The organism is Pseudomonas sp. HP_12 (assembly GCF_055283955.1).
Genome location: NZ_JBTOQG010000014.1, coordinates 17,605 through 44,497, shown reverse-complemented (window position 1 = coordinate 44,497; position 26,893 = coordinate 17,605). Strand labels below are relative to the sequence as shown.

25 protein-coding genes are annotated in these 26,893 nt (G+C 60.0%); 21 read left to right on the top strand and 4 right to left on the bottom strand.

The genetic code is table 11. From position 1 onward, the window contains the following. Positions 1–117 precede the first annotated feature (117 nt). Positions 118–414, bottom strand: coding sequence for a hypothetical protein (locus ACYASU_RS12660; RefSeq protein ID WP_463583002.1), 297 nt, complete (start codon positions 412–414; stop codon positions 118–120). On the opposite strand from ACYASU_RS12660, the gene ACYASU_RS12655 reads away from it, so the two are divergent. From ACYASU_RS12655 to ACYASU_RS12615, 9 genes are all read left to right on the top strand, one after another. Then, positions 413–1,162 carry an electron transfer flavoprotein subunit beta/FixA family protein gene (locus tag ACYASU_RS12655; protein WP_282372558.1) on the top strand — a complete coding sequence of 250 codons (750 nt, stop codon included), beginning with the start codon at positions 413–415 and terminating at the stop codon, positions 1,160–1,162. The two genes, ACYASU_RS12660 and ACYASU_RS12655, sit on opposite strands and share 2 nt — an antisense overlap. After that, complete coding sequence (locus tag ACYASU_RS12650) at positions 1,162–2,091, top strand: electron transfer flavoprotein subunit alpha/FixB family protein (RefSeq protein ID WP_192174882.1); 930 nt, start codon at positions 1,162–1,164, stop codon at positions 2,089–2,091. The genes ACYASU_RS12655 and ACYASU_RS12650 overlap by 1 nt, the downstream gene beginning before the upstream one ends. Positions 2,092–2,219: 128 nt before the next feature. Next, entirely contained in the window at positions 2,220–3,041 is an 822-nt protein-coding gene (locus tag ACYASU_RS12645) for a substrate-binding periplasmic protein (protein ID WP_463583020.1), read from the top strand. A gap of 21 nt (positions 3,042–3,062) precedes the next feature. Continuing rightward, positions 3,063–3,416 (top strand): DUF4398 domain-containing protein, encoded by a 354-nt coding sequence (locus ACYASU_RS12640; RefSeq protein WP_192174908.1) that lies wholly within the window; start codon positions 3,063–3,065, stop codon positions 3,414–3,416. Further along, complete coding sequence (locus tag ACYASU_RS12635) at positions 3,413–4,228, top strand: OmpA family protein (protein ID WP_346629724.1); 816 nt, start codon at positions 3,413–3,415, stop codon at positions 4,226–4,228. Before ACYASU_RS12640 ends, ACYASU_RS12635 begins: the two co-directional genes overlap by 4 nt. Positions 4,229–4,379: 151 nt before the next feature. Then, positions 4,380–5,819 carry an aminotransferase-like domain-containing protein gene (locus tag ACYASU_RS12630; RefSeq protein ID WP_463583001.1) on the top strand — a complete coding sequence of 480 codons (1,440 nt, stop codon included), beginning with the start codon at positions 4,380–4,382 and terminating at the stop codon, positions 5,817–5,819. Positions 5,820–5,933: 114 nt separating this feature from the next. Then, positions 5,934–6,650, top strand: coding sequence for a translation initiation factor 2 (locus ACYASU_RS12625; protein ID WP_463583000.1), 717 nt, complete (start codon positions 5,934–5,936; stop codon positions 6,648–6,650). 95 nt (positions 6,651–6,745) lie between these two features. After that, complete coding sequence (locus tag ACYASU_RS12620) at positions 6,746–7,003, top strand: YkgJ family cysteine cluster protein (RefSeq protein WP_346629726.1); 258 nt, start codon at positions 6,746–6,748, stop codon at positions 7,001–7,003. A gap of 45 nt (positions 7,004–7,048) precedes the next feature. Further along, complete coding sequence (locus ACYASU_RS12615) at positions 7,049–7,657, top strand: START domain-containing protein (protein WP_192174887.1); 609 nt, start codon at positions 7,049–7,051, stop codon at positions 7,655–7,657. Between the two features lie 85 nt (positions 7,658–7,742). Here ACYASU_RS12615 and gltA read toward each other — a convergent pair whose 3' ends face one another. Continuing rightward, positions 7,743–9,032, bottom strand: coding sequence for a citrate synthase (gene gltA / locus ACYASU_RS12610; RefSeq protein WP_037009384.1), 1,290 nt, complete (start codon positions 9,030–9,032; stop codon positions 7,743–7,745). Between the two features lie 362 nt (positions 9,033–9,394). Between gltA and sdhC the strand changes: the two genes are divergently transcribed. From sdhC to brnQ, 10 genes are all read left to right on the top strand, one after another. Beyond that, entirely contained in the window at positions 9,395–9,769 is a 375-nt protein-coding gene (gene sdhC, locus ACYASU_RS12605; RefSeq protein ID WP_133771634.1) for a succinate dehydrogenase, cytochrome b556 subunit, read from the top strand. Beyond that, entirely contained in the window at positions 9,763–10,131 is a 369-nt protein-coding gene (sdhD, locus tag ACYASU_RS12600; RefSeq protein WP_122538398.1) for a succinate dehydrogenase, hydrophobic membrane anchor protein, read from the top strand. The genes sdhC and sdhD overlap by 7 nt, the downstream gene beginning before the upstream one ends. 3 nt (positions 10,132–10,134) lie before the next feature. Further along, on the top strand, positions 10,135–11,907 hold the full coding sequence (sdhA, locus tag ACYASU_RS12595; protein WP_192174889.1) for a succinate dehydrogenase flavoprotein subunit: 1,773 nt from the start codon (positions 10,135–10,137) through the stop codon (positions 11,905–11,907). An 11-nt stretch (positions 11,908–11,918) separates the two neighbouring features. After that, complete coding sequence (locus tag ACYASU_RS12590) at positions 11,919–12,623, top strand: succinate dehydrogenase iron-sulfur subunit (protein ID WP_122538402.1); 705 nt, start codon at positions 11,919–11,921, stop codon at positions 12,621–12,623. Between the two features lie 269 nt (positions 12,624–12,892). Next, positions 12,893–15,724, top strand: a complete 2,832-nt coding sequence (locus ACYASU_RS12585; protein WP_192174890.1) for a 2-oxoglutarate dehydrogenase E1 component — start codon at positions 12,893–12,895, stop codon at positions 15,722–15,724. Between the two features lie 42 nt (positions 15,725–15,766). Beyond that, the gene (odhB, locus tag ACYASU_RS12580; protein ID WP_282372571.1) at positions 15,767–17,017 is read left to right on the top strand and encodes a 2-oxoglutarate dehydrogenase complex dihydrolipoyllysine-residue succinyltransferase; all 1,251 of its coding nucleotides are present in this window, start codon (positions 15,767–15,769) and stop codon (positions 17,015–17,017) included. Between the two features lie 172 nt (positions 17,018–17,189). After that, positions 17,190–18,626: a dihydrolipoyl dehydrogenase gene (lpdA, locus tag ACYASU_RS12575; RefSeq protein WP_346626384.1), complete on the top strand. Its 1,437-nt coding sequence runs from the start codon at positions 17,190–17,192 to the stop codon at positions 18,624–18,626. A gap of 199 nt (positions 18,627–18,825) precedes the next feature. Beyond that, complete coding sequence (gene sucC, locus ACYASU_RS12570) at positions 18,826–19,992, top strand: ADP-forming succinate--CoA ligase subunit beta (RefSeq protein WP_004882574.1); 1,167 nt, start codon at positions 18,826–18,828, stop codon at positions 19,990–19,992. Further along, entirely contained in the window at positions 19,992–20,879 is an 888-nt protein-coding gene (gene sucD, locus ACYASU_RS12565; RefSeq protein ID WP_037009399.1) for a succinate--CoA ligase subunit alpha, read from the top strand. The genes sucC and sucD overlap by 1 nt, the downstream gene beginning before the upstream one ends. Positions 20,880–21,192: 313 nt before the next feature. After that, positions 21,193–22,506 (top strand): branched-chain amino acid transport system II carrier protein, encoded by a 1,314-nt coding sequence (gene brnQ / locus ACYASU_RS12560; RefSeq protein WP_463582999.1) that lies wholly within the window; start codon positions 21,193–21,195, stop codon positions 22,504–22,506. Positions 22,507–22,607: 101 nt separating this feature from the next. Here the strand turns inward: brnQ and ACYASU_RS12555 are convergent, their stop codons facing one another. Further along, positions 22,608–22,859 carry a hypothetical protein gene (locus tag ACYASU_RS12555; protein ID WP_065986299.1) on the bottom strand — a complete coding sequence of 84 codons (252 nt, stop codon included), beginning with the start codon at positions 22,857–22,859 and terminating at the stop codon, positions 22,608–22,610. Positions 22,860–23,186: 327 nt separating this feature from the next. On the opposite strand from ACYASU_RS12555, the gene htpG reads away from it, so the two are divergent. Next, the gene (gene htpG, locus ACYASU_RS12550; protein WP_463582998.1) at positions 23,187–25,091 is read left to right on the top strand and encodes a molecular chaperone HtpG; all 1,905 of its coding nucleotides are present in this window, start codon (positions 23,187–23,189) and stop codon (positions 25,089–25,091) included. A gap of 78 nt (positions 25,092–25,169) precedes the next feature. Then, positions 25,170–25,895: a dienelactone hydrolase family protein gene (locus ACYASU_RS12545; RefSeq protein WP_463582997.1), complete on the top strand. Its 726-nt coding sequence runs from the start codon at positions 25,170–25,172 to the stop codon at positions 25,893–25,895. Positions 25,896–25,965: 70 nt separating this feature from the next. Here ACYASU_RS12545 and ACYASU_RS12540 read toward each other — a convergent pair whose 3' ends face one another. Further along, a complete protein-coding gene (locus tag ACYASU_RS12540; RefSeq protein WP_463582996.1) occupies positions 25,966–26,838 on the bottom strand; it encodes a pirin family protein in 873 nt (290 codons plus the stop codon). Between the last annotated feature and the right edge of the window lie 55 nt (positions 26,839–26,893).

Below are 26,893 nucleotides of genomic sequence, written 5' to 3'. Positions count from 1 at the left end.
GTTTGTTTGAATCGGCCGAAACCCTGATAAATCATGGTGAGACGGCTTGTGACTGGCGTTTATGTCGTATTGACCCGACTAGACGTTGCGGTCAAGATACGGGCGGTTTTGCGCTGGCTACGGGTTGGCTGTCAGCCCTGATGATTGCGTACGAACCGTCGGTAGCAGAACACCGGTAAAAGCAACGTGAGCATCGCCCCGCGCAACCGTCAGCCTCAGGCCGGCGGCGCTGCAGTTTACACGGGCGATCGGCGTCTGGCTTGGATTGCCGCCGTAGCGTGACCGCTTTTGCTGACATCCGCATTCAGCAACCGTGAATACGTTGTTTTCACAGGTGTTCCTTACACTGACGAATACCCATCGCCGGGCCTGGCCTGGCGATTTCTTTTCACCGGAGAGAAACGAGGAATCCATGAAGGTTCTTGTAGCTGTCAAACGAGTGGTCGACTACAACGTCAAGGTTCGCGTCAAAGCGGACAACTCCGGCGTCGATCTCGCCAACGTTAAAATGTCGATGAACCCCTTCTGCGAAATCGCTGTAGAAGAAGCCGTGCGCCTGAAAGAGAAGGGCGTTGCGACCGAGATCGTCGTCGTTTCCATCGGCCCGACCACCGCTCAGGAGCAACTGCGTACCGCGCTGGCACTGGGTGCCGATCGCGCCATCCTCGTGGAATCCGCGGACGAACTGACCTCCCTGGCCGTGGCCAAGTTGCTCAAGGCCGTTGTCGACAAGGAGCAGCCGCAACTGGTCATTCTCGGCAAGCAGGCGATCGACAGCGACAACAACCAGACCGGCCAGATGCTGGCTGCGCTGAGCGGTTATGCCCAAGGCACCTTCGCCTCCAAAGTCGAAGTGTCCGGCGACAGCGTCAACGTCACCCGTGAAATCGACGCCGGCGCGCAGACCGTATCGCTCAAGCTGCCAGCCATTGTCACCACCGACCTGCGTTTGAACGAGCCGCGCTACGCGTCGCTGCCAAACATCATGAAAGCCAAGAAGAAGCCCCTCGAAGTGCTGACGCCTGATGCGTTGGGTGTTTCGACTGCGTCCACCAACAAGACCCTGAAAGTTGAAGCCCCGGCTGCCCGCAGCGCAGGCATCAAGGTCAAGTCGGTTGCTGAACTGGTTGATAAACTGAAAAACGAAGCGAAGGTGATCTGATGACGACCCTGGTTATCGCTGAGCACGAAAACGGCGCAATCGCTCCCGCCACCCTGAATACCGTTGCCGCAGCCACCAAAATCGGTGGTGACATCCACGTTCTGGTCGCCGGCCTGAACGTCGCTGCCGTCGGCGAAGCTGCTGCAAAAATCGCCGGTGTGTCCAAGGTCCTCGTGGCTGACAACGCCGCCTACGAGCACCAACTGCCGGAAAACGTCGCCCCGCTGGTGGTCGAGCTGGCTTCGGCTTACAGCCACGTGCTGGCTGCCGCAACTTCCAACGGCAAGAACATCCTGCCTCGCGTCGCAGCGCACCTGGACGTCGATCAGATCTCCGAGATCATCTCGGTCGAAAGCGCTGACACCTTCAAGCGCCCGATCTATGCCGGTAACGCTATTTCGACCGTTCAGTCGTCGGCAGCCGTGAAAGTCATCACCGTTCGCGCCACCGGCTTCGATGCAGTGGCAGCCGAGGGCGGTTCTGCTTCGGTTGAAGCCGTGAGCGCAGCCCACGATGCCGGCAAGTCGTCCTTCGTCAGCGAAGAACTGGCCAAGTCCGATCGTCCGGAACTGACCGCTGCCAAGATCGTCGTTTCCGGCGGCCGCGGCATGCAGAACGGTGACAACTTCAAGCACCTGTACACCCTGGCTGACAAGCTGGGTGCAGCGGTCGGCGCTTCCCGCGCGGCCGTCGACGCAGGCTTCGTGCCCAACGACATGCAGGTCGGCCAGACCGGCAAGATCGTCGCGCCGCAGCTGTACATCGCGGTCGGCATCTCCGGCGCGATCCAGCACTTGGCCGGCATGAAAGACTCCAAAGTGATTGTCGCGATCAACAAGGACGAAGAAGCGCCGATCTTCCAGGTGGCCGATTATGGCCTCGTGGCGGATCTGTTCGAAGCGATCCCCGAGTTGGAGAAGCTGGTTTAATCCACTTCCCTGACTTATAAAGAGAACCCGTTCGTTCGGGCTGCCGCAAGCGTGTTCACTATGAACCAGCGCTCAGGCAGTCGGAGCTGACGGGTTTTTTTATGGGCTCAAAAAAGGACGTTGTCATGTTGTCGCCAAAGCAGACGCTGGCTTCACTGCTGGGTGGGTTGCTGTTGCTGCCGTCGCTGGCCTGGTCGGCGGGCAAGTGTGACCGGCTGATCGTCACCGGCAGCCCTGACGCCCCGCCGTACCTGTGGCGCGACCCGCAGGACCCCAAGCACCTGATGGGCGCCAATGCCGACCTGCTCAAGGAGGTGGCGCAGCAGATCGGCGTCAAGGTCGAGCTGCTGTATGGCGGCAAGCGCAGCCAGGCCCTGGAAGAGGTGCGCACCGGGCGCATGGACCTGCTCGCCGACACGCCGCTCAACAGCGCCGAGTTGGAATCCCTGGACTTCATCCACCCGCCCATTGCCCAGAACGAAATCATGGTCTGGACCCGCAACGGTCATGAGCAGCCGTTCAATTCCCTGGCCGATCTACAGGGCCATCCCGGCGCCATGTCCGAAAAGACCCGCGTGACCGCCGGATTCGATGAGGCGATCAAGGCGCACCTGACACTCGAGAAGCAGCCCAGCCTCCCCAAGGCCTTTCAGAAACTGGCGGCGGGGCAGGTCGAGTTTGTCCTCGCCGGCCGCTATGCCAGTATGGCCGTGACCCAGGCGCTGGACATCGCCAAAGACCTGCAAACCCAGCCAATGCCCCTCGATCGGCCGGGGTTCTATCTGGCGCTGTCGTTCAACTCCGCCTGCAACGATCCATGGCTGCGCGGACAGCTGGCGAAAAAAATGACAGAATTGGCGGCTTCCGGTCGCTCCAGTGAAGCCGTCACGCGCAATCTGGACCTGTGGAAAATTCAATTGCAGCAGTCCGGCAGCGCCCTCCATCAGTAGGAATGTGTTTTGAGCTTTCTTTTGAAAATCCAGCCTGTATTCGCCGCCGTCGTGCTCGCCGCCCTCGTGGGCTGTGCCAATGACCCGGCGCCCACCGAACAACTCAAGCTCACCGAACAGGCCGTCGCCCAGGCCACTGCGGTCGGTGCTACGGATGACGAACCAGACCTGGTGACAGCGCAGGCGAAGCTGGCCCAGGCTCGCGCCGACATCGCGGACAAGTCCTACAAGGACGCTCGCATGCAGGCCGAACAGGCCGAGCTGGACGCGCGTCTGGCCGAGGCCCGAGTGCTGACGCAGAAGAGCGAAGCGCAGGTGGCCCAGGTCAATATCCGCCTCGAGCGTCTGCGCAAGCAGTTGGGGGCTGGCCAATGAATGCCGTTGCGCGAAGCCTCAGTCTCGGCCTCTTGCTGGCCAGTGCCGGTCTTGCCGGCTGTGCCGGCCACCAGAACAGTGAGCAGGCGCTGCAGGGCGCCATTGCCGATTACCAGAAGGTCAAGGAAGACACCAACGTTCTGCGCAGCGCGCCGAAGGACGTCATCCGCGCCGGCGAGTTGCTGGGCAGGGCCGAGCGCCTGTCGAGCTACATCGGCAGCGCTGACGACGTCAGTCATTACGCCTACCTGAGCAGCCGTTACAGCGCGATCGCCCGGGAGCACAGCAAGCTGCTGTTGAATCAGGAAAAGCTCGCGCGGCTGGAGCTGGAACGTCAGCGTCTGCAACTGGCGCTGCGTGAAGCCAAGCTGGCCGGCGCACAGCAGCAGGGCAAGTGGGCCGAAGATCAGGTGATCAGCCTGTCGACACAGCAGAACGAGCGCGGGCTGGTGATGACGCTGGGCGACATGCTGTTTGACACCGGCCGCGCCGAACTGAAAAGCTCGGCCAATCGCACGGTGCTGAAGGTCGTGCAGTTCCTGCAATTCAATCCCAAGCGCGTGGTGCGCATCGAGGGCTACACCGACAGCACCGGCGACGCTCAGGAAAACCTCGCGCTGTCGAAAGACCGGGCACAGGCCGTGGCTGACGTGCTGTCTGATCTGGGCATTGAGGAAGACCGGATTCAGGTCGAGGGTTACGGTGATCAGTACCCGGTGGATGCAAACACCTCCGAAAGCGGTCGTGCGCAGAATCGCCGTGTGGAAATTGTGTTCTCAGACGACAAGGGCCATCTGAGCGCGCCTCGTTAAGGATCACGGGATTGTCAGAATCCGGGTGATTCAAACACCGCGCCCTCTAGCCGGAACAGGAACTGTCACCGTACACTTCCGAACTGTTCCGGTGATCCTTTCGTTTCGATCGCCGCACGCATGATCAAAGCACGGGATCGAGGGACGCGAAATGACCAGTCTGTTGCTGTACCAACGTATTGCCCAACAGCTGGCCGAAGACATTCGCCGGGGTGTGTATCAGCCCGGCGAACGCGTGCCCTCGGTGCGCAAGATGAGCTCCCAGCTCAATGTCAGTCATGCCACCGTCCTCCAGGCCTACGCCAATCTCGAAGACCAGGGCCTCATCCGTGCGCGGCCGCAGTCCGGTTACTACGTGCATCAAACCCCGGCCCTCACGGCGGCGACCCCCGATATCGCGCGAGTCGAGCGACCCGGTCTGGTCACCCGCGCCAGCATCATTCAACAGGTGCTGGTCGAAGCGAGGCGGGAAGGGGTGTTCGCGTTTGGCGCTGCTGTCCCTCACATCGATTACTTGCCCCTGCGCGCGTTGCATCAGCAACTGGCCAAGGTCACCCGCTTTCAGAGCCCTCGGGCGTTCAATTACATGTTCAGCCCTGGCTTCGAACCGCTGCGCCGTCAGGTGGCAATTCGCATGCGCGACGCCGGCGTGGTGATCGATCCCTCGGAAGTGGTGATCACCCATGGCTGTGTCGATGCGCTGCAGATGTCGCTGCGGGTGCTGACCAGCCCGGGCGACCTGATCGCCGCAGAATCTCCGACGTACTACGGCTTGCTGCAACTGGCCGATCTGCTTGGCCTGAAAGTCATCGAAATACCCAGCGACCCGAACACCGGGATCAGCCTGGAAGCGCTGCAATTGGCGGCCAATCAGTGGTCGATCAAGGCCCTGGTGATGACGTCGCGGCTGAGCAATCCCTTGGGCAGCACCATGCCGGAAGAGCGGCAGAAACACCTGCTGCGCCTGGCCTCGGACTTCGACATTCAAATCATCGAAGACGATATCTACGGCGAGTTAATGTACGAGCAGAACAAGACCAAGGCGTTGAAGGCCTTCGACCGGCTGGGCCATGTCATCTACTGTTCGAGCTTTTCCAAGACCCTTTCGCCGGGGGTGCGAATCGGCTGGATGATCGCCGGGAAATATCAGACGGAAATCCAGCGCCTGCAAACCTTCAGCACCCATTCAGCGTGCAGCGTGACGCAGATGGCGGTGGCGTCCTACCTGGAAAACGGCGGGTACGACCGGCACCTACGCTTTATCCGCCAGGAGCACCGCAAAAATCTCAGCGCGTTTCAGCTGGCGGTGCAGCAGATGTTTCCCGAAGGCACGCAGATCAGCCGGCCTGCGGGCGGGTTCATTCTCTGGATCAGTCTGCCGGGGCGGGTGAACACTCAGGAGTTGCACGTGCGCGCGCTGGAGCAGGGCATCAGCATTGCGCCGGGACTGATTTTCAGTAACACGGAGCAGTTCAACCATTGCATTCGCCTGAACTGCGGGTTGCCGTGGAACCGGGAAGCAGAGAGGGCGCTGATGACGGTGGGCATGCTGGCCAAGCAGTTGTGCCAGGATGCCGGGCAATCCTGGTGAACTCGTAGGGTTGCCAGCTTTCCATACTATCGGGGGAGGCGAACAAGGCAACTTGTCAGCCGCCGTGCAAAGGGCCAGCATATGGCCCCTGTCTTACTTACTGCCGTTCAGACTATGAAATCACTGCGTTGTATAAGTGTGATGTTGTTGGTGTTGCTGAGCGCCTGTGATGCCGATAAAGCGCCCACGCCACCGGCGAAAGCCACCGCCTCGGCGCCTGCCGCGCCTGCCGATGCGCCCGCTGTGGCGCCCGTGTCTCCCGAACCAGCGAAGCCTGCTTCCGGACCTGAGCCTTCGCCTGCGTTGCCGGACAAGTCTGTGGCTGACGCGCCAGCGGTCCATACCCTTGCGCCAAATATCACGACCGTGCCTGTAGTCGCATCCGGCAAGTCATCGGCTGAAGCGCCGCGAACAGTCACCAACGCCAAAACAGCTGACGATAAGGCGGCGGGCCCCAACGCCAAATCCGCCAAGGTTAAAGCGGATAACGCCGAAGTGGCGCGGCGCGCCCCGGTTGCCAGCAAGAGCAAATCGGCGTCTCAAGTGGTCAAGGAAACCAAGCTCAACAAAGTCCCGCTGGACCTGAGCCTGCCGCCCGAGATGGTCAAACAGTTGACCCCGCCGTCCAACGTGATCACTGCCGCGTCGAAGGCCAAAGCCCCGTCAGCCGGCGCCAAGCCGCTGCTTCCGAAGATGTTTCCTGATGCGAACGCTGACCCGGACTTCCAGATGCAAGGCCGTCTGCTGAGCAACGAAATGGACCTGCAGTTGCGCAATGAGGCGCGCAAGGACGTGGAAGGCGCCGCGCTGGATTTCACCTTCAAAAAGTGATGAACCCATGACGCTGTCAGAGCGCTCGATTTTCAAACGTGTGTTTTAGCGCGTAAGATCAGGCCATCGTTCTCACTGCCACACAGGTTCTTTTCATGGAATGCCGTCCAGGCTGCGGCGCGTGCTGCATCGCGCCGTCCATTACCTCACCGATTCCCGGGATGCCCAACGGCAAGCCTGCGGGCATGCGCTGTCTGCACTTGTCGCTGGATATGCTCTGCGGCATTTTTGGACAGCCGGGCAGGCCGGCGGTGTGTAGTCAGTTTGCGGCGGACCCTGAGGTGTGTGGCACCGGCCCCGAGGACGCAATCCGTCTGATCGGCTGGTGGGAAAAGATGACATCGGTGGCGTGAAGCGCACCCGAGGCGCGACTGAACTTCAACAATAAGGAACACCATATGAGTTCGCTGTACCGCATTGCTTTCGGCTTGGGACTGACTGTATGGGTGGCTGCTTCAGCGCAGGCTGAAGAGTGGAAAGTCGCGAAGAACGAGGAGGGCATCAAGGTCTCCCTCAGCGAAGTTCCCGGATCGCAGTACAAGGCTTATCAAGGCGTGACCACCATCAAGGCGGGCATCGGCAAGCTCAGAGCGTTGCAGGAAGACGTAGCCGCTGCCTGCGCGTGGATTCACGAGTGCAAGCTGCAGAAGATCCTCAAGCACGACGGCGACAAGACCTGGACCTACTCCCAGTTCAATACACCGTGGCCGGTCACGCCGCGGGATTCGGTGCTGAAAGTGACGACGGTGGAAGGCGCCGATGGCAGCGTGACCCGTGAGCTGGAAGGCGAGCCCAAGTACATCCCGGAAGAGAAGGGCTTTGTGCGGGTGGCGCAGGTTGAGGGGTTCTGGAAGTTCGTGCCCAAGGGCGACAACCTGACCGAGGTGACCTATCAGGTGCACACCGAGCCTGGCGGCAGCGTGCCGTCCTGGCTGGCGAACAAGTTCGTGGTGGATGCGCCGTTCAACACCCTGAAAGCGCTGAAGGACCGAGCCGAGAAGAACTGATCGGTTCGCTCGCGACGCTAAAGCCACACACTAAAAAGGCTGCCCGAGGGCAGCCTTTTTTTGCGTCTTCGTGTTTGCTGTCGAGTTACTTGCGCTCGGCCAGCGGAACGATGTCGCGCGACACTTCGCCGGTGTACAGCTGGCGTGGACGGCCGATTTTGTACGGGCTGGAGAGCATTTCTTTCCAGTGAGAGATCCAGCCGACAGTTCGCGCCAGGGCGAAAATCACGGTGAACATACTGGTCGGGATGCCGATGGCCTTGAGGATGATGCCCGAGTAGAAGTCGACGTTCGGGTACAGCGAGCGTTCGATGAAGTACGGGTCGGTCAGGGCGATCTCTTCAAGACGCATGGCCAGCTCGAGCTGCGGGTCATTGGTGATGCCCAGTTCGCGCAGGACTTCGTCGCAGGTCTGTTTCATCACAGTGGCGCGCGGGTCGCGGTTCTTGTAAACCCGGTGACCGAAGCCCATCAGCTTGAACGGGTCGTTCTTGTCCTTGGCCTTGGCGATGTAGGTGTCGATGTTGGACACATCGCCGATCTCATCGAGCATGGTCAGCACGGCTTCGTTCGCGCCACCGTGGGCGGGGCCCCAGAGTGCGGCGATACCGGCGGCGATACAGGCAAACGGGTTGGCGCCCGACGAGCCTGCCATGCGCACGGTGGACGTCGAGGCGTTCTGTTCGTGGTCGGCGTGGAGGATGAAAATCCGGTCCATGGCCTTGGCCAGCGTCGGGCTGATCGGTTTGATCTCGCACGGCGTGTTGAACATCATGTGCAGGAAGTTTTCCGCGTAGCTGAGGTCGTTGCGCGGGTACATCATGGGTTGACCCATGGAGTACTTGTAAACCATGGCCGCCAGGGTCGGCATCTTGGCGACCAGACGGATCGCGGAGATTTCGCGGTGCTGCGGATTATTGATGTCCAGTGAGTCGTGGTAGAACGCCGAGAGGGCACCGACCACACCGCACATGACCGCCATCGGGTGGGCGTCGCGACGGAAACCGTTGAAGAAGGTCTTGAGTTGCTCGTGCACCATGGTGTGATTCTTCACGGTGACGACGAATTCGGCTTTTTGCTCGGCGGTTGGCAGTTCGCCGTTGAGCAGCAGGTAGCAGGTTTCCAGGTAGTCCGATTGCTCGGCCAGCTGTTCGATCGGATAGCCGCGATGCAGAAGAATGCCGTTGTCACCATCGATGTAGGTGATCTTGGATTCGCATGAGGCGGTGGACATGAAGCCAGGGTCAAATGTGAAGCGTCCGGTGGCAGTCAGGCCGCGTACGTCGATAACATCGGGACCAACGGTGCCGGTCAGAATGGGCAGCTCGACGGGGGCTGCGCCCTCGATGATCAACTGCGCTTTTTTATCAGCCATGTGGCCTCCTAATTATGCTTCAAATCATCAGACAGACCCCCCACGCAGGGCCCGCATCACTATAGTGAGATAAATTCTAAAGTCAATTTGCCAAAAGTCTTGTAGCAGAAGGCTTTAACGCAGGGTTTTCGTCGAAATTACGGGCCATTTACGCCAATTATCGGGCTAAAGCAATCCACCCTTGGGACAGGGTCTGCGCGTTGTCATTAGTTGGCTAACTGTCTATACTCGGCGTCCGACCGCCAGGGGCTTTCAGGCCCGATTCAACGGGGTTGGTCACTTCCTGGGTAGTGGGTACCTGACCAGTACACTTCCCAACAACTTGCCCTGAGTGTTAGGGCTCTTCAGTGTGAAAAAAAGCCGTGAAAAGCCAACGACCTGTAAACCTAGACCTAAGGACCATCAAACTCCCTATCACTGCTTACACGTCCATCCTTCACCGTATCTCCGGTGTCATCCTCTTCGTCGGCATTGCCATCATGCTTTATGCATTGGACCTGTCGCTCGACTCCGAGGAAGGCTTCGCGTCGGTGAAAGCGGGGCTGACCAGTCCGCTGGCCAAGTTCGTGATCTGGGCTCTTCTGTCCGCACTGCTGTATCACCTGGTGGCGGGCGTCCGTCATCTCATCATGGACTCGGGCATCGGCGAGACGCTGGAAGGCGGCAAGCTGGGCTCTAAAATCGTTATCGCCGTGTCTGTGGTGGTGATCGTTCTGGCAGGAGTGTGGATATGGTAACCAACGTCACCAACCTTTCTCGTTCGGGCCTGTATGACTGGATGGCGCAACGCGTCTCCGCCGTCGTACTCGCGGCTTATTTCATTTTCCTGATCGGGTACCTGATCGCTCACCCTGGCATCGAATACGCCACGTGGCACGCGCTCTTCTCCCATAACGCAATGCGCATCTTCAGCCTGCTGGCCCTTGTAGCCCTGGCGGCTCACACCTGGGTTGGCATGTGGACCATCGCGACCGACTACCTGACGCCGATGGCGCTGGGCAAGTCCGCGACAGTGGTGCGTTTCCTTTTTCAGGCGGTGTGCGGCATTGCGATGTTCGCTTACTTCGTCTGGGGTGTGCAGATTCTTTGGGGTATCTGATTCATGGCTAACATTAATACGCTTTCATTCGACGCCATTATCATTGGCGGCGGCGGTGCGGGCATGCGTGCCGCATTGCAGCTGGCTCAGGGCGGCCACAAGACCGCTGTCGTCACCAAGGTCTTCCCGACTCGCTCCCACACCGTTTCCGCCCAGGGTGGCATCACCTGCGCAATCGCTTCGGCCGACCCGAACGATGACTGGCGCTGGCACATGTACGACACCGTCAAGGGCTCCGACTACATCGGTGACCAGGACGCTATCGAATACATGTGTTCCGTTGGCCCGGAGGCCGTGTTCGAGCTCGAGCACATGGGTCTGCCGTTCTCCCGTACCGAGCAGGGCCGCATCTATCAGCGTCCGTTCGGCGGTCAGTCGAAGGACTTTGGCAAGGGCGGTCAGGCTGCACGCACCTGTGCCGCTGCCGACCGTACCGGTCACGCCCTGCTGCACACCCTGTATCAGGCCAACCTGAAAGCCGGCACCGTATTCCTGAACGAGTACTACGCAGTTGATCTGGTGAAGAACCAGGACGGCGCGTTCGTCGGCATCATCGCCATCTGCATCGAAACCGGTGAAACCTCCTACATTCGCGCCGACGCGACTGTACTGGCCACCGGCGGTGCCGGCCGCATCTATTCCTCCACCACCAACGCCCTGATCAACACCGGCGACGGCGTGGGCATGGCGTTGCGTGCCGGTGTACCGGTGCAGGACATCGAAATGTGGCAGTTCCACCCGACCGGCATCGCCGGCGCAGGTGTACTGGTCACCGAAGGCTGCCGTGGTGAAGGCGGTTACCTGATCAACAAGCACGGCGAGCGTTTCATGGAACGCTACGCGCCAAACGCCAAGGACCTTGCCGGTCGTGACGTGGTGGCTCGCTCGATGGTTAAAGAGATCATCGCCGGCAACGGTTGCGGTCCTGACGGCGACCACGTAATGCTCAAGCTTGATCACCTCGGTGAAGAAGTGCTGCACAGCCGTCTGCCAGGGATCATGGAACTGTCCAAGACCTTCGCACACGTCGATCCAGCCGTGGCGCCAATCCCTGTCGTACCGACCTGCCACTACATGATGGGCGGCGTTGCCACCAACATTCATGGTCAGGCGATCACCCAGGATGCCGCCGGCGTCGACACCATCATCCCGGGCCTGTTCGCGGTCGGTGAAGTGGCGTGCGTATCGGTTCACGGCGCCAACCGTCTGGGCGGCAACTCGCTGCTCGACCTGGTGGTCTTCGGTCGTGCTGCGGGTCTGCACCTGGAGCAGGCGCTCAACGAGGGCGTCGACTACCGTCGCGCTTCCGAAACCGACATCGACGTCGCGCTGGCTCGCCTCAACGGCCTGAACTCGCGTACCGATGGCGAAGACGTCGCGACCCTGCGCAAAGAGCTGCAGAGCTGCATGCAGAACTACTTCGGTGTGTTCCGTACCGGCGAATACATGCAGAAGGGTATTGCCCAGCTGGCTGACCTGCGCACGCGTATCGCCAACGTCAAGATCAACGACAAGAGCCAGGCGTTCAACACTGCCCGGATCGAAGCGCTGGAGCTGCAGAACCTGCTGGAAGTCGCTGAAGCAACGGCGATCGCCGCAGAGCATCGCAAGGAGTCCCGTGGCGCTCACGCCCGTGAAGACTTCGAAGATCGCGACGACGAGAACTGGCTGTGCCACACCCTGTACTTCCCGGGTGAAAAACGCGTAGCCAAGCGTGCCGTGAACTTCTCGCCGAAAACTGTTCCGACTTTTGAACCTAAGATTCGGACTTATTAAGGGTGACCGCCATGTTGCAAGTCAGTGTTTATCGCTACAACCCTGATCAGGACGCCGCGCCGTTCATGCAGGATTTCCAGGTCGACACCGGTGGCAAGGACCTGATGGTGTTGGACGTGCTGGCTCTGGTCAAAGAGCAGGACGAAGGCTTCTCGTACCGTCGTTCGTGCCGCGAAGGCGTGTGCGGTTCCGACGGCATGAACATCAACGGCAAGAATGGCCTGGCCTGCATCACGCCGCTGTCGGCTGTGGTCAAGGGCAACAAGCTGGTGGTTCGCCCACTGCCTGGTCTGCCGGTCATCCGTGACCTCGCTGTCGACATGAGCATCTTCTACAAGCAATACGAGAAGGTGAAGCCATTCCTGCAGAACGACACGCCGGCTCCGTCCATCGAGCGCCTGCAGACCCCGGAAGAGCGGGAAAAACTCGACGGCCTGTACGAGTGCATTCTGTGCGCTTGCTGCTCGACGTCCTGCCCGTCCTTCTGGTGGAACCCCGACAAGTTCCTGGGTCCTGCTGCGATCCTGCAAGCCTATCGTTTCCTGGCTGACAGCCGCGACACCCGGACGCAAGAGCGTCTGGCGTCCATGGACGATCCGTTCAGTGTGTTCCGCTGCCGCGGCATCATGAACTGCGTCAATGTTTGTCCGAAAGGCCTTAATCCAACCAAGGCTATCGGTCACGTGCGCAACATGCTGCTCAAAAGCGGTGTCTGAGTTCGCCACACCTGTAACATCGCAGCACCCGCTACTGCAGCACCCGTAAACGCTGCGGCGCAGGCTTCAACCGGCGCCGTAGTTTTAACCTGAGCAGTTGTCGTATGGCTTCAGCTCTTATTTTGAAGAAATGAAACCAGCAGGGGCATCCGGGCTGGTACCCGGACTATCTGCGTGATCCCTAGTGACTTGAAGTCGCTGCACATGGACTTTTCAAGTTTGCGCTGGCATCGACGCCGATGGTGTCCCCTAATCGAGGGTGACCAAGCATGCAAGAAAGCGTGATGCAGCGCATGTGGAACAGCGCCCACCTTTCCGGTGGTAACGCTGCCTATGTGGAAGAGCTCTACGAGCTCTACCTGCACGACCCTAACGCTGTGCCAGAAGAGTGGCGCACCTATTTTCAGACGTTGCCGGCTGACGGCAGCACTGCCACCGATGTATCGCACTCTACGGTTCGCGATCATTTTGTGTTGCTGGGGAAAAACCAGCGCCGCGCCCAACCGGTCTCTGCCGGCAGCGTGAGCAGCGAGCATGAAAAGAAGCAAGTTGAAGTGCTGCGACTTATCCAGGCATTCCGTATGCGCGGCCATCAGGGTGCGCAACTCGATCCTCTGGGTCTGTGGAAGCGTACTGCGCCAGCTGACCTGTCGATCAACCATTACGGTTTGACCAACGCTGACCTCGATACCACATTCCGTGCCGGCGACCTGTTCATCGGCAAGGAAGAAGCGAGCCTACGCGAAATCGTCGAAGCGTTGCAGCAGACATATTGCCGCACCATCGGCGCCGAGTTCACGCACATCGTCGATTCCAACCAGCGTAACTGGTTCATGCAGCGCCTCGAAAGCGTGCGTGGCCGTCCTGCCTATTCCGCCGACATCAAGAGCCACCTGCTCGAGCGAGTCACCGCGGGCGAGGGTCTGGAGAAGTACCTGGGCACCAAGTACCCGGGCACCAAGCGTTTCGGTCTGGAAGGCGGCGAAAGCCTGATCCCGATGCTCGACGAGCTGATTCAGCGCTCCGGTTCCTACGGCACCAAGGAAGTCGTCATCGGCATGGCCCACCGTGGCCGTCTCAACGTGCTGGTTAACACCTTCGGCAAGAACCCGCGCGACCTGTTCGACGAGTTCGAAGGCAAGAAGAAGGTCGAACTGGGCTCCGGTGACGTCAAGTACCACCAGGGCTTCTCGTCCAACGTGATGACCACCGGCGGCGAAGTCCACCTGGCGATGGCGTTCAACCCGTCCCACCTGGAAATCGTTTCCCCTGTGGTCGAAGGTTCGGTGCGTGCCCGTCAGGACCGTCGCAACGACGCCACTGGCGAGAAAGTGCTGCCGATCTCGATCCACGGTGACGCTGCGTTCGCTGGCCAGGGTGTGGTGCTGGAAACCTTCCAGATGTCGCAGACCCGTGGCTTCAAGACGGGCGGCACGATCCACATCGTGATCAACAACCAGGTCGGCTTCACCATCAGCAAGCAGGAAGACTCGCGCTCTACCGAGTACGCGACCGACGTTGCCAAGATGATTCAGGCGCCGATCCTCCATGTGAATGGCGATGATCCGGAAGCCGTGCTGTTCGTGACCCAACTGGCGATCGACTACCGCATGCAGTTCAAGCGTGACGTGGTCATCGACCTGGTCTGCTACCGTCGTCGCGGCCACAACGAAGCCGACGAACCGAGCGGCACCCAGCCGCTGATGTATCAGCAGATCGCCAAGCAGCGAACCACCCGTGAGCTGTACGCCGATTCTCTGGCCGCCGCAGGCATCCTCAACGCCGAAGCCGCTCAGGCCAAGGTCGATGAGTACCGCAACGCGCTGGACAACGGCATGCATGTGGTCAAAAGCCTGGTCAAAGAGCCGAACAAGGAATTGTTCGTCGACTGGCGTCCATACCTGGGTCACGCGTGGACCGCACGTCACGACACCAGTTTCGACCTCAAGACCCTGCAGGAACTGTCAGCCAAGCTGATGGAAGTGCCAGAAGGTTTCGTGGTTCAGCGTCAGGTCCAGAAAATCTATGAAGACCGCCAGAAGATGCAAGTCGGTGGCCTTCCGATCAACTGGGGTTACGCCGAAACCATGGCTTACGCCACGCTGGCATTCGAAGGCCATCAGGTGCGCATCACCGGCCAGGACGTCGGTCGCGGTACGTTCTCGCACCGTCACGCCGTGCTGCACAACCAGAAAGACGGCGCGACCTACGTGCCTCTGCAGAACCTGTACGCCGGTCAGCCTCGTTTCGACCTGTACGACTCGTTCCTGTCGGAAGAAGCCGTGCTGGCGTTCGAATACGGTTACTCGACCACTCAGCCGAATGCGCTGGTGATTTGGGAAGCCCAGTTCGGTGACTTTGCCAACGGTGCCCAGGTCGTGATCGACCAGTTCATCACCAGCGGCGAGCACAAGTGGGGCCGTCTGTGCGGTCTGACCATGCTGTTGCCCCATGGCTACGAAGGGCAGGGCCCGGAGCACTCATCGGCACGTCTTGAGCGTTACCTGCAATTGTGCGCCGAGCACAACATTCAGGTCTGCGTACCGACCACCCCGGCTCAGATTTACCATCTGCTGCGCCGTCAGGTGATCCGTCCGCTGCGCAAGCCGCTGATCGTGTTGACGCCGAAGTCGTTGCTGCGCCACAAGCTGGCCGTGTCGACCCTGGAAGATCTGGCCCATGGCTCGTTCCAGACCGTCATCCCGGAAATCGACACCCTCGATGCCGCGAAAGTGACGCGTCTGGTGCTGTGCAGCGGCAAGGTCTACTACGACCTGCTGGAAAAACGCCGTGCCGAAGGCCGCGAAGACATCGCCATCGTGCGTCTCGAGCAGCTCTATCCGTTCCCGGAAGACGACCTGATGGAGGCCATCGCGCCTTACACCAATCTGACCAACGTGGTCTGGTGTCAGGAAGAACCGATGAATCAGGGCGCCTGGTACAGCAGTCAGCACCACCTGCGCCGCAGCATCGGCAATCACAACCGCAACCTCGTTCTCGAGTATGCCGGCCGTGATGCTTCCGCTGCTCCCGCTTGTGGATACGCTTCGATGCACGCCGAACAGCAGGAAAAACTGCTGAAAGACGCGTTCTCCGTTTAACGCCTTCGCGCACTAGAAACCGAATTAAAGGAATTACAGATAATGGCTATTGAGATCAAAGCCCCCTCTTTCCCGGAATCCGTTGCCGACGGCACCGTTGCCACCTGGCACAAAAAACCGGGCGACGCCGTCAAGCGTGACGACCTGATCGTTGATATCGAAACCGACAAGGTCGTTCTGGAAGTCTTGGCCGAAGCTGACGGCGTACTGGGCGCAATCGTTGCCGAAGAGGGCGCCACTGTCCTGTCGAACCAGTTGCTGGGCTCGATCGAAGAGGGCGGCGCCGCTGCCGCTCCAGCTGCGGCCGCTCCAGCCGCCGCTGCATCGGCTCCTGCTGCTGCGCCTGCCCAGGCTGCCGCTGCCCCAGCCGCTGCTTCCGGTGATGAAGACGCGATCGGCGCTCCGGCTGCCCGCAAGCTGGCCGAAGAAAACGGAATCAACCTGTCCAGCGTCAAAGGCACCGGCAAAGACGGCCGCGTGACCAAGGAAGACGTCGTCGCTGCCATCGAAGCGAAGAAATCCGCTCCGGCCGCTGCGCCTGCCGCCAAGCCTGCTGCTGCAGCCGCTGCTCCTGTGACCGCCGTTGGCGACCGCACCGAGAAGCGCGTGCCGATGACCCGTCTGCGCGCCAAGGTTGCCGAGCGTCTGGTTGAAGCTCAGTCCAACATGGCGATGCTGACCACCTTCAACGAAGTCGACATGACCGAAGTCATGGCCCTGCGTTCGAAGTACAAGGACCTGTTCGAGAAGTCCCACAACGGCGTACGCCTGGGCTTCATGTCGTTCTTCGTCAAGGCAGCGACCGAAGCGCTGAAACGCTACCCTGCGGTCAACGCTTCGATCGACGGCACCGACATCGTCTACCACGGTTATGCCGACGTCGGCGTTGCCGTGTCGAGCGATCGTGGCCTGGTGGTTCCGGTGCTGCGCAACGCCGAGCAGATGAGCCTGGCTGAAATCGAAGGCGGCATCGCCACCTTCGGCAAGAAAGCCCGTGACGGCAAACTGTCCATCGACGAGATGACTGGCGGTACCTTCACCATCACCAACGGTGGTACTTTCGGTTCGATGATGTCGACCCCGATCGTCAACCCGCCGCAAGCGGCCATCCTGGGCATGCACAACATTCTGCAGCGTCCTATGGCGATCAACGGTCAGGTCGTCATCCGTCCGATGATGTATCTGGCGCTGTCCTACGATCACCGCCTGATCGACGGTAAAGAAGCCGTGACGTTCCTGGTGACCATCAAGAACCTGCTGGAAGACCCGGCGCGTCTGTTGCTGGACATCTAACGAAGCAGCGTCAAGCTGCAAGCCGAATGCTTCAAGTCAGAAGCGGTACGGTATGCAGCTTGTCACTCGCGGTTGGTATCAATGAATAAGTCGCAAGCCGATCCTGCAGTTCATCGCAGGTCAGCTTGTAGCTTGCAGCTTAAAGCTCGCAGCTAAAGAGGAACTCTTTTCTATGTCCCAGAAATTCGACGTGGTAGTGATTGGCGCTGGCCCTGGCGGCTACGTGGCTGCTATCAAGGCCGCGCAACTCGGTCTCACGACTGCCTGCATCGAGAAGTATCAGGATAAAGAGGGCAAGCTGGCCCTCGGCGGGACCTGCCTGAACGTGGGCTGCATCCCTTCCAAGGCGCTGCTGGACAGCTCCTGGAAATTCTACGAAGCCAAGAACCAGTTCGGTGTTCACGGTATCTCGCTCAACGACCTGAAAATGGACATTGCTGCCATGATTGGCCGCAAGGCCCAGATCGTCAAAGGCCTGACCGGCGGCGTTGCCAGCCTGTTCAAGGCCAACGGCGTCACTTCCCTGCAAGGCCACGGCAAGCTGCTGGCCGGCAAGAAAGTCGAGCTGACCAAGCCTGACGGTACCACCGAAGTCATCGAAGCCGAGAACATCATTCTGGCCTCCGGTTCGCGTCCGATCGACATTCCGCCGGCTCCGGTCAATCAGGTCACCATCGTCGATTCGACAGGCGCCCTGGAATTCCCGGCTGTGCCTGAGCGCCTGTGCGTCATCGGTGCCGGTGTAATCGGCTTGGAGCTGGGTTCGGTCTGGGCTCGCCTGGGTGCCAAAGTGACGGTGCTCGAGGCCCTGGAGAAATTCCTGCCGGCCGCTGACGAAGCTGTTGCCAAAGAAGCGCAGAAGACCTTCACCAAGCAGGGTCTGGACATCAAGCTGGGCGCACGCGTCACCGGTTCCAAGGTCAATGGCGACGAAGTCGTCGTGACCTACACCGACAAGGACGGCGAGCAGAACATCACCTTCGACCGCGTGATCGTGGCCGTGGGCCGTCGCCCGGTAACCACCGAACTGCTGGCTGCCGATAGCGGCGTCGACATCGACGAGCGCGGTTTCATCTTCGTCAACGAGCAGTGCGAGACCAGCGTTCCTGGCGTGTACGCGATCGGTGACGTGGTTCGTGGTCTGATGCTGGCGCACAAGGCGTCCGAAGAAGGCATCATGGTTGTCGAGCGCATCAAGGGTCACAAGACCCAGATGAACTACGACCTGATTCCTTCGGTTATCTATACCCACCCGGAAATCGCATGGGTCGGTAAAACCGAGCAGACGCTGAAGGCCGAAGGCGTGGAAGTCAACGTCGGTCAGTTCCCGTTCGCGGCCAGCGGCCGTGCAATGGCAGCGAATGACACCGGCGGTTTCGTCAAGGTCATCGCTGATGCCAAGACCGACCGTGTACTGGGTGTACACGTCATTGGTCCTGGCGCTGCAGAGCTGGTACAGCAGGGCGCGATCGGCATGGAGTTCGGCACCAGTGCCGAAGACATCGGCATGATGGTCTTCTCCCACCCGACGCTGTCCGAAGCGCTGCACGAAGCGGCACTGGCTGTGAATGGCGGCGCCATCCACATCCAGAACAAGAAAAAACGCTGAAAATAACCACGACGGTCCGCCCGTCGTAGGCCCTGCTCGCAGGGCTTACCGCGGAAGGTCCGTTGGACTCGAACTCTCGGCAGCTAAGGGCGGGCTTGATGCCTGACCGGCGTTCTCCGGGAGAAGCGGTCACAGGTGGTGCGGCACGCTTTGACGAGCAGCACCGAATGCGCAGTACCTAACGAAGACGGTAATAAGCATGAATCTTCACGAGTATCAGGGTAAGCAGCTGTTTGCTGAATACGGCCTGCCAGTATCCAAGGGCTATGCAGTAGACACCCCGGAAGCAGCAGCAGAAGCGTGCGACAAGATCGGCGGAACCGAGTGGGTAGTCAAAGCCCAGGTTCACGCAGGCGGTCGCGGTAAAGCGGGCGGCGTCAAGCTGGTTCGCAGCAAGGAAGACGCCGCTGCGTTCGCTCAACAGTGGCTGGGCAAGCGTCTGGTCACTTACCAGACTGATGCCAACGGTCAGCCAGTCACCAAGATCCTGGTTGAATCGTGCACTGACATCGCCAAAGAGCTGTACCTGGGCGCTGTAGTCGATCGTTCGAGCCGTCGTATCGTGTTCATGGCTTCCACCGAAGGTGGCGTGGACATCGAGAAGATCGCTCACGACACGCCTGAGAAGATTCTCAAAGCGACCATCGATCCACTGGTTGGCGCTCAGCCATTCCAGGGTCGCGATCTGGCATTCCAGCTGGGTCTGGAAGGCAAGCAGGTCACCCAGTTCGCCAAGATCTTCACCGGTCTGGCCAAGCTGTTCCAGGACCACGATCTGGCCCTGCTGGAAGTGAACCCGCTGGTGATCAAGGCTGACGGCGATCTGCATTGCCTCGACGCCAAGATCAACATCGACGCCAACGCCATGTACCGTCAGCCAAAGCTGAAGGCTTTCCACGACCCATCGCAAGATGACCCACGTGAAGCCCACGCTGCCAAGTTTGAACTGAACTACGTGGCACTGGAAGGCAACATCGGCTGCATGGTCAACGGTGCCGGTCTGGCCATGGGCACCATGGACATCGTCAACCTGCATGGCGGCAAGCCAGCCAACTTCCTCGACGTAGGCGGCGGCGCAACCAAGGAACGCGTTACCGAAGCGTTCAAGATCATTCTGTCCGACACCAACGTCGCTGCAGTACTGGTCAACATCTTCGGCGGCATCGTTCGCTGCGACATGATTGCCGAAGGCATCATTGGCGCCGTGAAAGAAGTCGGCGTGAAAATCCCGGTGGTTGTTCGCCTTGAAGGCAACAACGCTGAGCTGGGCGCTAAAGTACTGGCAGAAAGCGGCTTGAACATCATCGCAGCTACCAGCCTGACCGACGCTGCTCAACAAGTCGTCAAAGCTGCGGAGGGCAAATAATGAGCGTCCTGATCAATAAAGACACCAAGGTTATCTGCCAGGGCTTCACCGGCTCCCAGGGTACCTTCCACTCCGAGCAAGCCATTGCCTACGGCACCAAAATGGTTGGCGGCGTGACCCCAGGCAAGGGCGGCACCACGCACCTGAACCTGCCCGTGTTCAACACGGTGTCCGAAGCAGTAGAAAAAACCGGCGCAACCGCTTCGGTCATCTACGTTCCGGCTCCGTTCTGCAAGGATTCCATCCTTGAAGCAGCGTTCGGCGGCATCAAGCTGATCGTCTGCATCACCGAAGGCATCCCGACCATCGACATGCTCGAAGCCAAGGTCAAGTGCGACGAACTGGGCGTGGTCCTGATCGGCCCTAACTGCCCAGGCGTCATCACCCCGGGCGAGTGCAAGATCGGCATCATGCCAGGTCACATTCACTTGCCAGGTAAAGTCGGTATCGTGTCGCGTTCCGGCACCCTGACTTACGAAGCTGTGAAGCAGACCACTGACGCCGGTTTCGGTCAGTCGACCTGCGTCGGTATCGGCGGTGACCCGATCCCGGGTTCGAACTTCATCGACATCCTGAAGCTGTTCCAGGAAGACCCGAAGACCGAAGCGATCGTCATGATCGGCGAGATCGGCGGTTCGGCTGAAGAAGAAGCGGCTGCCTACATCAAGGCACACGTGACCAAGCCAGTCGTTTCCTACATCGCGGGTGTGACTGCTCCTCCGGGCAAGCGCATGGGCCATGCGGGCGCGATCATCTCCGGCGGCAAAGGCACTGCAGACGAGAAATTCGCTGCACTGCAGGACGCAGGCGTGAAAACCGTGCGTTCGCTGGCTGACATCGGCAAAGCCCTGGCTGAGCTGACCGGTTGGGAAGTGAAGAAGGCTTAATCGCCCTCGTCTCACTGCTTGATCAACAAAAGCCACCTTCGGGTGGCTTTTGCGTTTCCGGCGTTTCGATTTGCCTCGTGCTCTTGGCCCAATCCTGTCAGACATTTCTGATATGCGACACGAATGTGCATTCAGCGGTCGCACCGCCCTGTATCGGTGCGCCAAATAGGGTAGGCTAGCCGCCGTTTTGTGCAGTCGGCTCCCACAAGGAGCGGCGGCGCGCTCAGGGTCTGTCTTAAAAGGGCGGGCAGCATTTCCCCCACCCTCAGGGAAATCCTCTTCTTAATTCCGATTCAGCAGTGTGGTTTCCTTAATGAAAGTGTTGAAAGGCCAGGACATTCTGGCACTGGGTTTCATGACGTTTGCGCTGTTCGTCGGCGCTGGCAATATCATCTTCCCCCCGATCGTAGGCCTCCAGGCCGGCCCCAACGTATGGATGGCCGCTTTGGGCTTTCTGGTCACGGCCGTCGGCCTTCCGGTGGTGACTGTCATCGCGCTCGCCAAAGTTGGCGGCGCTATGGACGCGTTGAGCAGCCCGATCGGCAAGGTCGCCGGGACCATTCTCGCCGCCGTCTGCTACCTGTCCGTGGGGCCGTTGTTCGCCACCCCGCGCACGGCCACGGTGTCGTTTGAGGTCGGCCTGGCGCCGTTGACCGGTGAAAGCCCCCTCGCACTGTTTCTCTACAGCCTGGTTTATTTCGTGCTGGTGTTCTGGATCTCCCTTTATCCGGGTCGATTGCTCGACACCGTGGGGCGTTTCCTCGCGCCGCTGAAGATCATCGCCCTGGCCATCCTCGGCATCGCCGCGTTTCTCCTGCCAGCGGGGGAGGTGGGCGTTGCCGAACCTGCCTACGTTGCGGCGCCGTTTTCCCAAGGGTTCATCAATGGCTACCTGACCATGGACACCCTGGGCGCGCTGGTTTTCGGCATCGTCATCGTCAATGCGATTCGCTCCCGCGGTGTCGAGTCGCCTCGGCTGATCACCCGCTACGCCATCATCGCCGGCCTGATTGCCGGTGTCGGTCTGGCCCTGGTCTACATCAGCCTGTTCCGCCTGGGCTCGGACAGCCATGCCATCGCCGCCGGTGCCACCAATGGCGCTGCGGTGTTGCATGCTTACGTTCAGCACACCTTCGGCACCCTGGGCAGCAGCTTCCTCGCCGTTCTGATCTCGCTGGCGTGTCTTGTCACTGCGGTTGGCCTGACCTGCGCTTGCGCCGATTACTTCAGCCGCGTGCTGCCGCTGTCTTACAAGGCACTGGTGATCTTGCTGGCGGCGTTTTCGCTGCTGGTGTCCAACCTTGGTCTGACCAAGCTGATCCAGTTCTCGATCCCGGTGCTGACCGCCATCTACCCGCCGTGCATTGCGCTGGTGGCGTTGAGCTTCTGCAAGGACTTCTGGCATGCGCAGGGTCGGATCGTCGCGCCGGTCATGCTGGTGGCGTTCCTGATCGGTGCGGTGGATGCGGTCAAGGGTTCTGCGCTGGGTGTGTACCTGCCGGACGCGCTGGCCCATCTGCCGTTGAGCGAGCAAGGCCTGGCCTGGCTGATCCCGTCGCTGATCACGCTGTTCATCGCGTTCGTGGTGGATCGCATGCTGGGCAAGCGCAGCGAAGCGCTGGCCTGAGGGGGAAGGTCGGCGCTTCGCAGAATAAACACGCCGATCTTTTCAAGCAGACAAAACAAAGCCCGCTAAATGCGGGCTTTGTTTTTTGAAACTCTGGAAACTTACTGCTTAGTTGCAGGTGCAGCCTGGTTCGCTTCTTTCGCGCGCTCTTGAGCGGCTTCAGCGTTCTTTTGAGCGGCTTCCTGACTTTCTTTGGCAGCGTCGTTCACTTTGTCTTGCGCTTTTTGCATCGATTCTTGGGACTGCTCGGCAGCCTTGTTTGCATCTTGCTGTTTATCTTCGGATTTTTTGTCACAGGCGGCGAGGCCCAGAGTGGCAGAAAGCATGAGGGCAATAGCTAAAGATTTACGCATGGGGTGTTTCTCCTTATTGGTCATCAACGTGCCTTCGAGCATTCGCTTATAAGGTTAGTTCCATGTTCCGGCGGGATAAATACATAAGCGTCTCAGCGGTGTAACAACTCGGCTGATCACAGGCGGTTAGTGGTTTATGTCCGGTGTTCAGTCGACAGATCTGCAGCCCGGAGGTTTTCGGCGGGTGAAGATTCTTCGCTGACAGCACGCCTGCCCTTGAAATCGTCTCCCCAGCCCCCACCTTGATGACAACCCGCTGCTCGGAGCCGCCCTCGGCGTTTCGCGCAGCTACCCCTATTTGTGTGGACTGATTGGAGTTTGATGACCATGAGTGTGGAAACTCAAAAGGAAACCCTGGGCTTCCAGACCGAGGTGAAGCAGCTGCTGCACCTCATGATCCATTCGCTGTACTCGAACAAGGAAATCTTCCTTCGCGAGCTGATCTCCAACGCGTCCGACGCGGTGGACAAGCTGCGCTTCGAGGCACTGTCCAAGCCTGAGCTGCTGGAAGGCGGCGCCGAGCTGAAGATCCGTGTCAGCTACGACAAGGACGCGAAGACGGTCACTCTGGAAGACAACGGCATCGGCATGAGCCGCGAGGATGTCATTACTCATCTGGGCACCATCGCCAAGTCTGGCACCGCCGACTTCATGAAGAACCTGTCCGGTGATCAGAAGAAAGATTCTCACCTGATCGGTCAGTTCGGTGTCGGTTTCTACTCCGCGTTCATCGTGGCCGACCAGGTCGAAGTGTTCACCCGTCGCGCCGGCCTGTCCGCCAGCGAAGGTGTGCACTGGTCGTCGAAAGGCGAGGGCGAGTTCGAAGTCGCCACGATCGAGAAAGCCGATCGCGGTACGCGCATCGTGCTGCACCTCAAGAGCGCCGAAGACGAGTTCGCTGACGGCTTCCGTCTGCGCAACATTATCAAGAAGTACTCCGACCACATCGCCCTGCCGATCCAGTTGCCGAAAGAGCAGGCGCCGGTCGAAGGCGACGCCGAGCCTGTTGAAGAGTGGGAAACCGTCAACCGTGCCAGCGCGCTGTGGACCCGTCCACGTACCGAGGTCAAGGACGAGGAATACCAGGAGTTCTACAAGCACATCGCCCACGATTTCGAGAACCCGCTGAGCTGGAGCCACAACAAGGTCGAAGGCAAGCTGGAATACAGCTCGCTGCTGTACGTGCCGGCCCGCGCGCCATTCGATCTGTACCAGCGTGAAGCACCGCGCGGCCTGAAGCTGTATGTGCAGCGCGTGTTCGTCATGGATCAGGCCGAATCGTTCCTGCCGCTGTACCTGCGCTTCATCAAGGGCGTGGTCGATTCCAACGACCTGTCCCTGAACGTGTCCCGTGAAATCCTGCAGAAAGACCCGATCATCGATTCGATGAAGTCGGCGCTGACCAAGCGTGTGCTGGACATGCTGGAGAAGCTGGCGAAAAACCAGCCGGAAGACTACAAGGGCTTCTGGAAAAACTTCGGTCAGGTGCTGAAGGAAGGCCCGGCCGAAGACTTCGCCAACAAGGAGAAGATCGCCGGCCTGCTGCGCTTCGCATCGACCTCCGACGACAGCGGCGAGCAGAGCGTTTCGTTGGCCGACTATCTGTCGCGCGCCAAGGAAGGTCAGGACAAGATCTACTTCCTCACCGGCGAAAGCTACGCGCAGGTCAAGAACAGTCCGCACCTCGAAGTCTTCCGCAAGAAAGGCATTGAAGTGCTGCTGCTGACCGACCGTATCGACGAGTGGCTGATGAGCTACCTGAGCGACTTTGACGGCAAGGGTTTTGTCGACGTGGCACGCGGTGACCTGGACCTGGGCAAGCTTGATTCCGAAGAGGACAAGAAAGCTCAGGAAGAAGTCGCCAAGGACAAGGAAGGCCTGATCGAGCGCCTGAAAACTGCGCTGGGTGATGCCGTCAGTGAAGTGCGTGTTTCCCACCGTCTGACCGATTCGCCGGCGATCCTGGCGATCGGCGAGCAGGACCTTGGTCTGCAGATGCGTCAGATTCTGGAAGCGAGTGGTCAGAAGGTGCCGGACTCCAAGCCGATCTTCGAATTCAACCCGTCGCACCCGCTGATTGGCAAGCTGGACAACGAGCAGAATGAAGACCGCTTCGGCGATCTGTCCCACATCCTGTTCGACCAAGCTGCGCTGGCAGCCGGCGACAGCTTGAAAGATCCGGCTGCCTACGTGCGCCGTTTGAACAAGTTGTTGGTCGAGCTCTCGGTTTAACATCCGCGTCACGGCAGAACCCGCTCCGGCGGGTTTTGTCATTTAATCTCCCTCCATCCTTACCAGCAGGAGTTCGCTATGAGCAATGTGACCGTGCAGTCCGTCGTATATGACATCGACGGCGTGAGCTACGAGAGTCGTCTGGCCTTCAGCGAAGGTGCTCAGGCCGCACCGGGTCTGGTGATGGCGCCTAACTGGATGGGCGTCAGCGAAGACGCCGAGCAGATTGCCAAAGACGTGGCGGCGAAGGGCTATGTGGTCTTGCTGGCGGATCTTTACGGCCAGCAAGTACGCCCGACCAATGGTGATGAAGCGGCGGCTGCCATGATGCCGTTGAAGAATGATCGCGTGCTGTTGAACAAACGCATGAAGGCCGCCCTGGATCAATTGACTGCACAGACCATTGCGGCCGTCGACACGTCCCGGCTGGCGGCGTTCGGCTTCTGCTTCGGCGGTTGCTGCGCACTGGAACTGGCGCGCACCGGTGCGCCGTTGAAGGCTGCGGTCTCCTTCCATGGCACGCTCGACACGCCGAACCCGGCTGACGCCAACAACATCAAGGGCAAAGTGCTGGTGATGCACGGCGCGTCCGACCCTCTGGTGCCAAAAGAGCAGCTGCCGGCATTTGAAGCCGAGATGAACGCTGCCAACGTCGACTGGCAACTCTTGAGCTACGGCGGGGCGTTCCATTCGTTCACCGACCCACACGCCAACAATCCGGGCGTACAGATGTACAACCCGACCGTTTCGAAGCGCGCGTTTACCTCGATGCACAACCTGCTGGACGAAGTGTTCGCGGGCTAATGTGATGTTTTAACTGTTGTGGGAGTGCCCCTCCGGTCACTCCCACAGCGTCCGGGCAGGCCGCGGCCAATCAGCGCTTCGGCCTGCTGCCTACCGGCAATTCAATCCGCTCTACTTCCCCCGGCACGGTCGGCCAGTCCCCGGCCGCCCATTTCGCCCTGGCCTGTTCAATCAGCGCCGGGTCACTGGCGACGAAATTCCAGTTCATCTTTCTCGGCCCATCCAGGGGCGCACCGCCGATCAGCACCGCATGGCATTCGCTTTCCGCGCAAAGCGTCGGCTCGCTGCCTGCGTCCAGCACCACCAGACTGCGCGGCTGCACCCGCTCGCCATCCAGTAGCAAGTCGCCTTCGATAACATACAGCGCGCGCTGTTCGTGGTCGTGGGGCACACACAGCGTCGTCGCCGTCTGCAGGTTCAGTTCGGCGTAAAGCGTGGGTGACAGCACCGGCACCGGCGACTTCAGGCAAAAGCCTTCGCCCGCGATCAAGCGGATACGAATACCCATGGCGTCGCTGACCGGCAGTGTGGCGGCGGGGTGATGGCTGTAATGACCTTCGCCTTGCTCATGGGATTTGGGCGAGGCCAGCCAGACTTGCAGGCCATGCAGGCGAGAGCCACTGGCGTGCAAGTCCTCGGGTGTGCGTTCAATGTGGGCGATGGCGCTTCCGGCGGTCATCCAGCTGACCTCGCCGGGCCTTACGTGCTGATCGCTGCCGAGGCTGTCCTTGTGTCGGATTTCGCCTTCAAACAGGTAGGTCAGCGTCGACAGGCCGATGTGCGGATGCTGGCGGATGTCCATGCCGGTGCCGGGCGCGTAGGTGGTCTCCAGCATGTGATCGAAAAAAACGAAAGGCCCTACGCTTCGGCATTGCGCAGCGGGGAGGGGGCGCAGGATCGGTTGGCCTTCGACGTCTTCGGCGCGGGGAATGATGGTCAGCATGATGGCGCTCTCTCTGGACATGGCACACAGGATACAGATCCCCCGCGCACGTGGC

Excerpts from the sequence above, each read along its gene's own strand:
- ACYASU_RS12655 (WP_282372558.1), top strand. The coding sequence starts at position 413 with ATGAAGGTTCTTGTAGCTGTCAAACGAGTGGTCGACTACAACGTCAAG.
- ACYASU_RS12625 (WP_463583000.1), top strand. The coding sequence starts at position 5,934 with ATGAAATCACTGCGTTGTATAAGTGTGATGTTGTTGGTGTTGCTGAGC.
- ACYASU_RS12615 (WP_192174887.1), top strand. The coding sequence starts at position 7,049 with ATGAGTTCGCTGTACCGCATTGCTTTCGGCTTGGGACTGACTGTATGG.
- brnQ (WP_463582999.1), top strand. The coding sequence starts at position 21,193 with ATGAAAGTGTTGAAAGGCCAGGACATTCTGGCACTGGGTTTCATGACG.
- lpdA (WP_346626384.1), top strand. The coding sequence starts at position 17,190 with ATGTCCCAGAAATTCGACGTGGTAGTGATTGGCGCTGGCCCTGGCGGC.
- ACYASU_RS12545 (WP_463582997.1), top strand. The coding sequence starts at position 25,170 with ATGAGCAATGTGACCGTGCAGTCCGTCGTATATGACATCGACGGCGTG.
- htpG (WP_463582998.1), top strand. The coding sequence starts at position 23,187 with ATGAGTGTGGAAACTCAAAAGGAAACCCTGGGCTTCCAGACCGAGGTG.
- ACYASU_RS12540 (WP_463582996.1), bottom strand. The coding sequence starts at position 26,838 with ATGCTGACCATCATTCCCCGCGCCGAAGACGTCGAAGGCCAACCGATC.
- gltA (WP_037009384.1), bottom strand. The coding sequence starts at position 9,032 with ATGGCTGATAAAAAAGCGCAGTTGATCATCGAGGGCGCAGCCCCCGTC.
- sdhA (WP_192174889.1), top strand. The coding sequence starts at position 10,135 with ATGGCTAACATTAATACGCTTTCATTCGACGCCATTATCATTGGCGGC.
- ACYASU_RS12630 (WP_463583001.1), top strand. The coding sequence starts at position 4,380 with ATGACCAGTCTGTTGCTGTACCAACGTATTGCCCAACAGCTGGCCGAA.
- ACYASU_RS12590 (WP_122538402.1), top strand. The coding sequence starts at position 11,919 with ATGTTGCAAGTCAGTGTTTATCGCTACAACCCTGATCAGGACGCCGCG.
- sucC (WP_004882574.1), top strand. The coding sequence starts at position 18,826 with ATGAATCTTCACGAGTATCAGGGTAAGCAGCTGTTTGCTGAATACGGC.
- ACYASU_RS12585 (WP_192174890.1), top strand. The coding sequence starts at position 12,893 with ATGCAAGAAAGCGTGATGCAGCGCATGTGGAACAGCGCCCACCTTTCC.
- odhB (WP_282372571.1), top strand. The coding sequence starts at position 15,767 with ATGGCTATTGAGATCAAAGCCCCCTCTTTCCCGGAATCCGTTGCCGAC.
- ACYASU_RS12660 (WP_463583002.1), bottom strand. The coding sequence starts at position 414 with ATGGATTCCTCGTTTCTCTCCGGTGAAAAGAAATCGCCAGGCCAGGCC.
- sucD (WP_037009399.1), top strand. The coding sequence starts at position 19,992 with ATGAGCGTCCTGATCAATAAAGACACCAAGGTTATCTGCCAGGGCTTC.
- ACYASU_RS12635 (WP_346629724.1), top strand. The coding sequence starts at position 3,413 with ATGAATGCCGTTGCGCGAAGCCTCAGTCTCGGCCTCTTGCTGGCCAGT.
- ACYASU_RS12650 (WP_192174882.1), top strand. The coding sequence starts at position 1,162 with ATGACGACCCTGGTTATCGCTGAGCACGAAAACGGCGCAATCGCTCCC.
- ACYASU_RS12555 (WP_065986299.1), bottom strand. The coding sequence starts at position 22,859 with ATGCGTAAATCTTTAGCTATTGCCCTCATGCTTTCTGCCACTCTGGGC.
- ACYASU_RS12620 (WP_346629726.1), top strand. The coding sequence starts at position 6,746 with ATGGAATGCCGTCCAGGCTGCGGCGCGTGCTGCATCGCGCCGTCCATT.
- sdhD (WP_122538398.1), top strand. The coding sequence starts at position 9,763 with ATGGTAACCAACGTCACCAACCTTTCTCGTTCGGGCCTGTATGACTGG.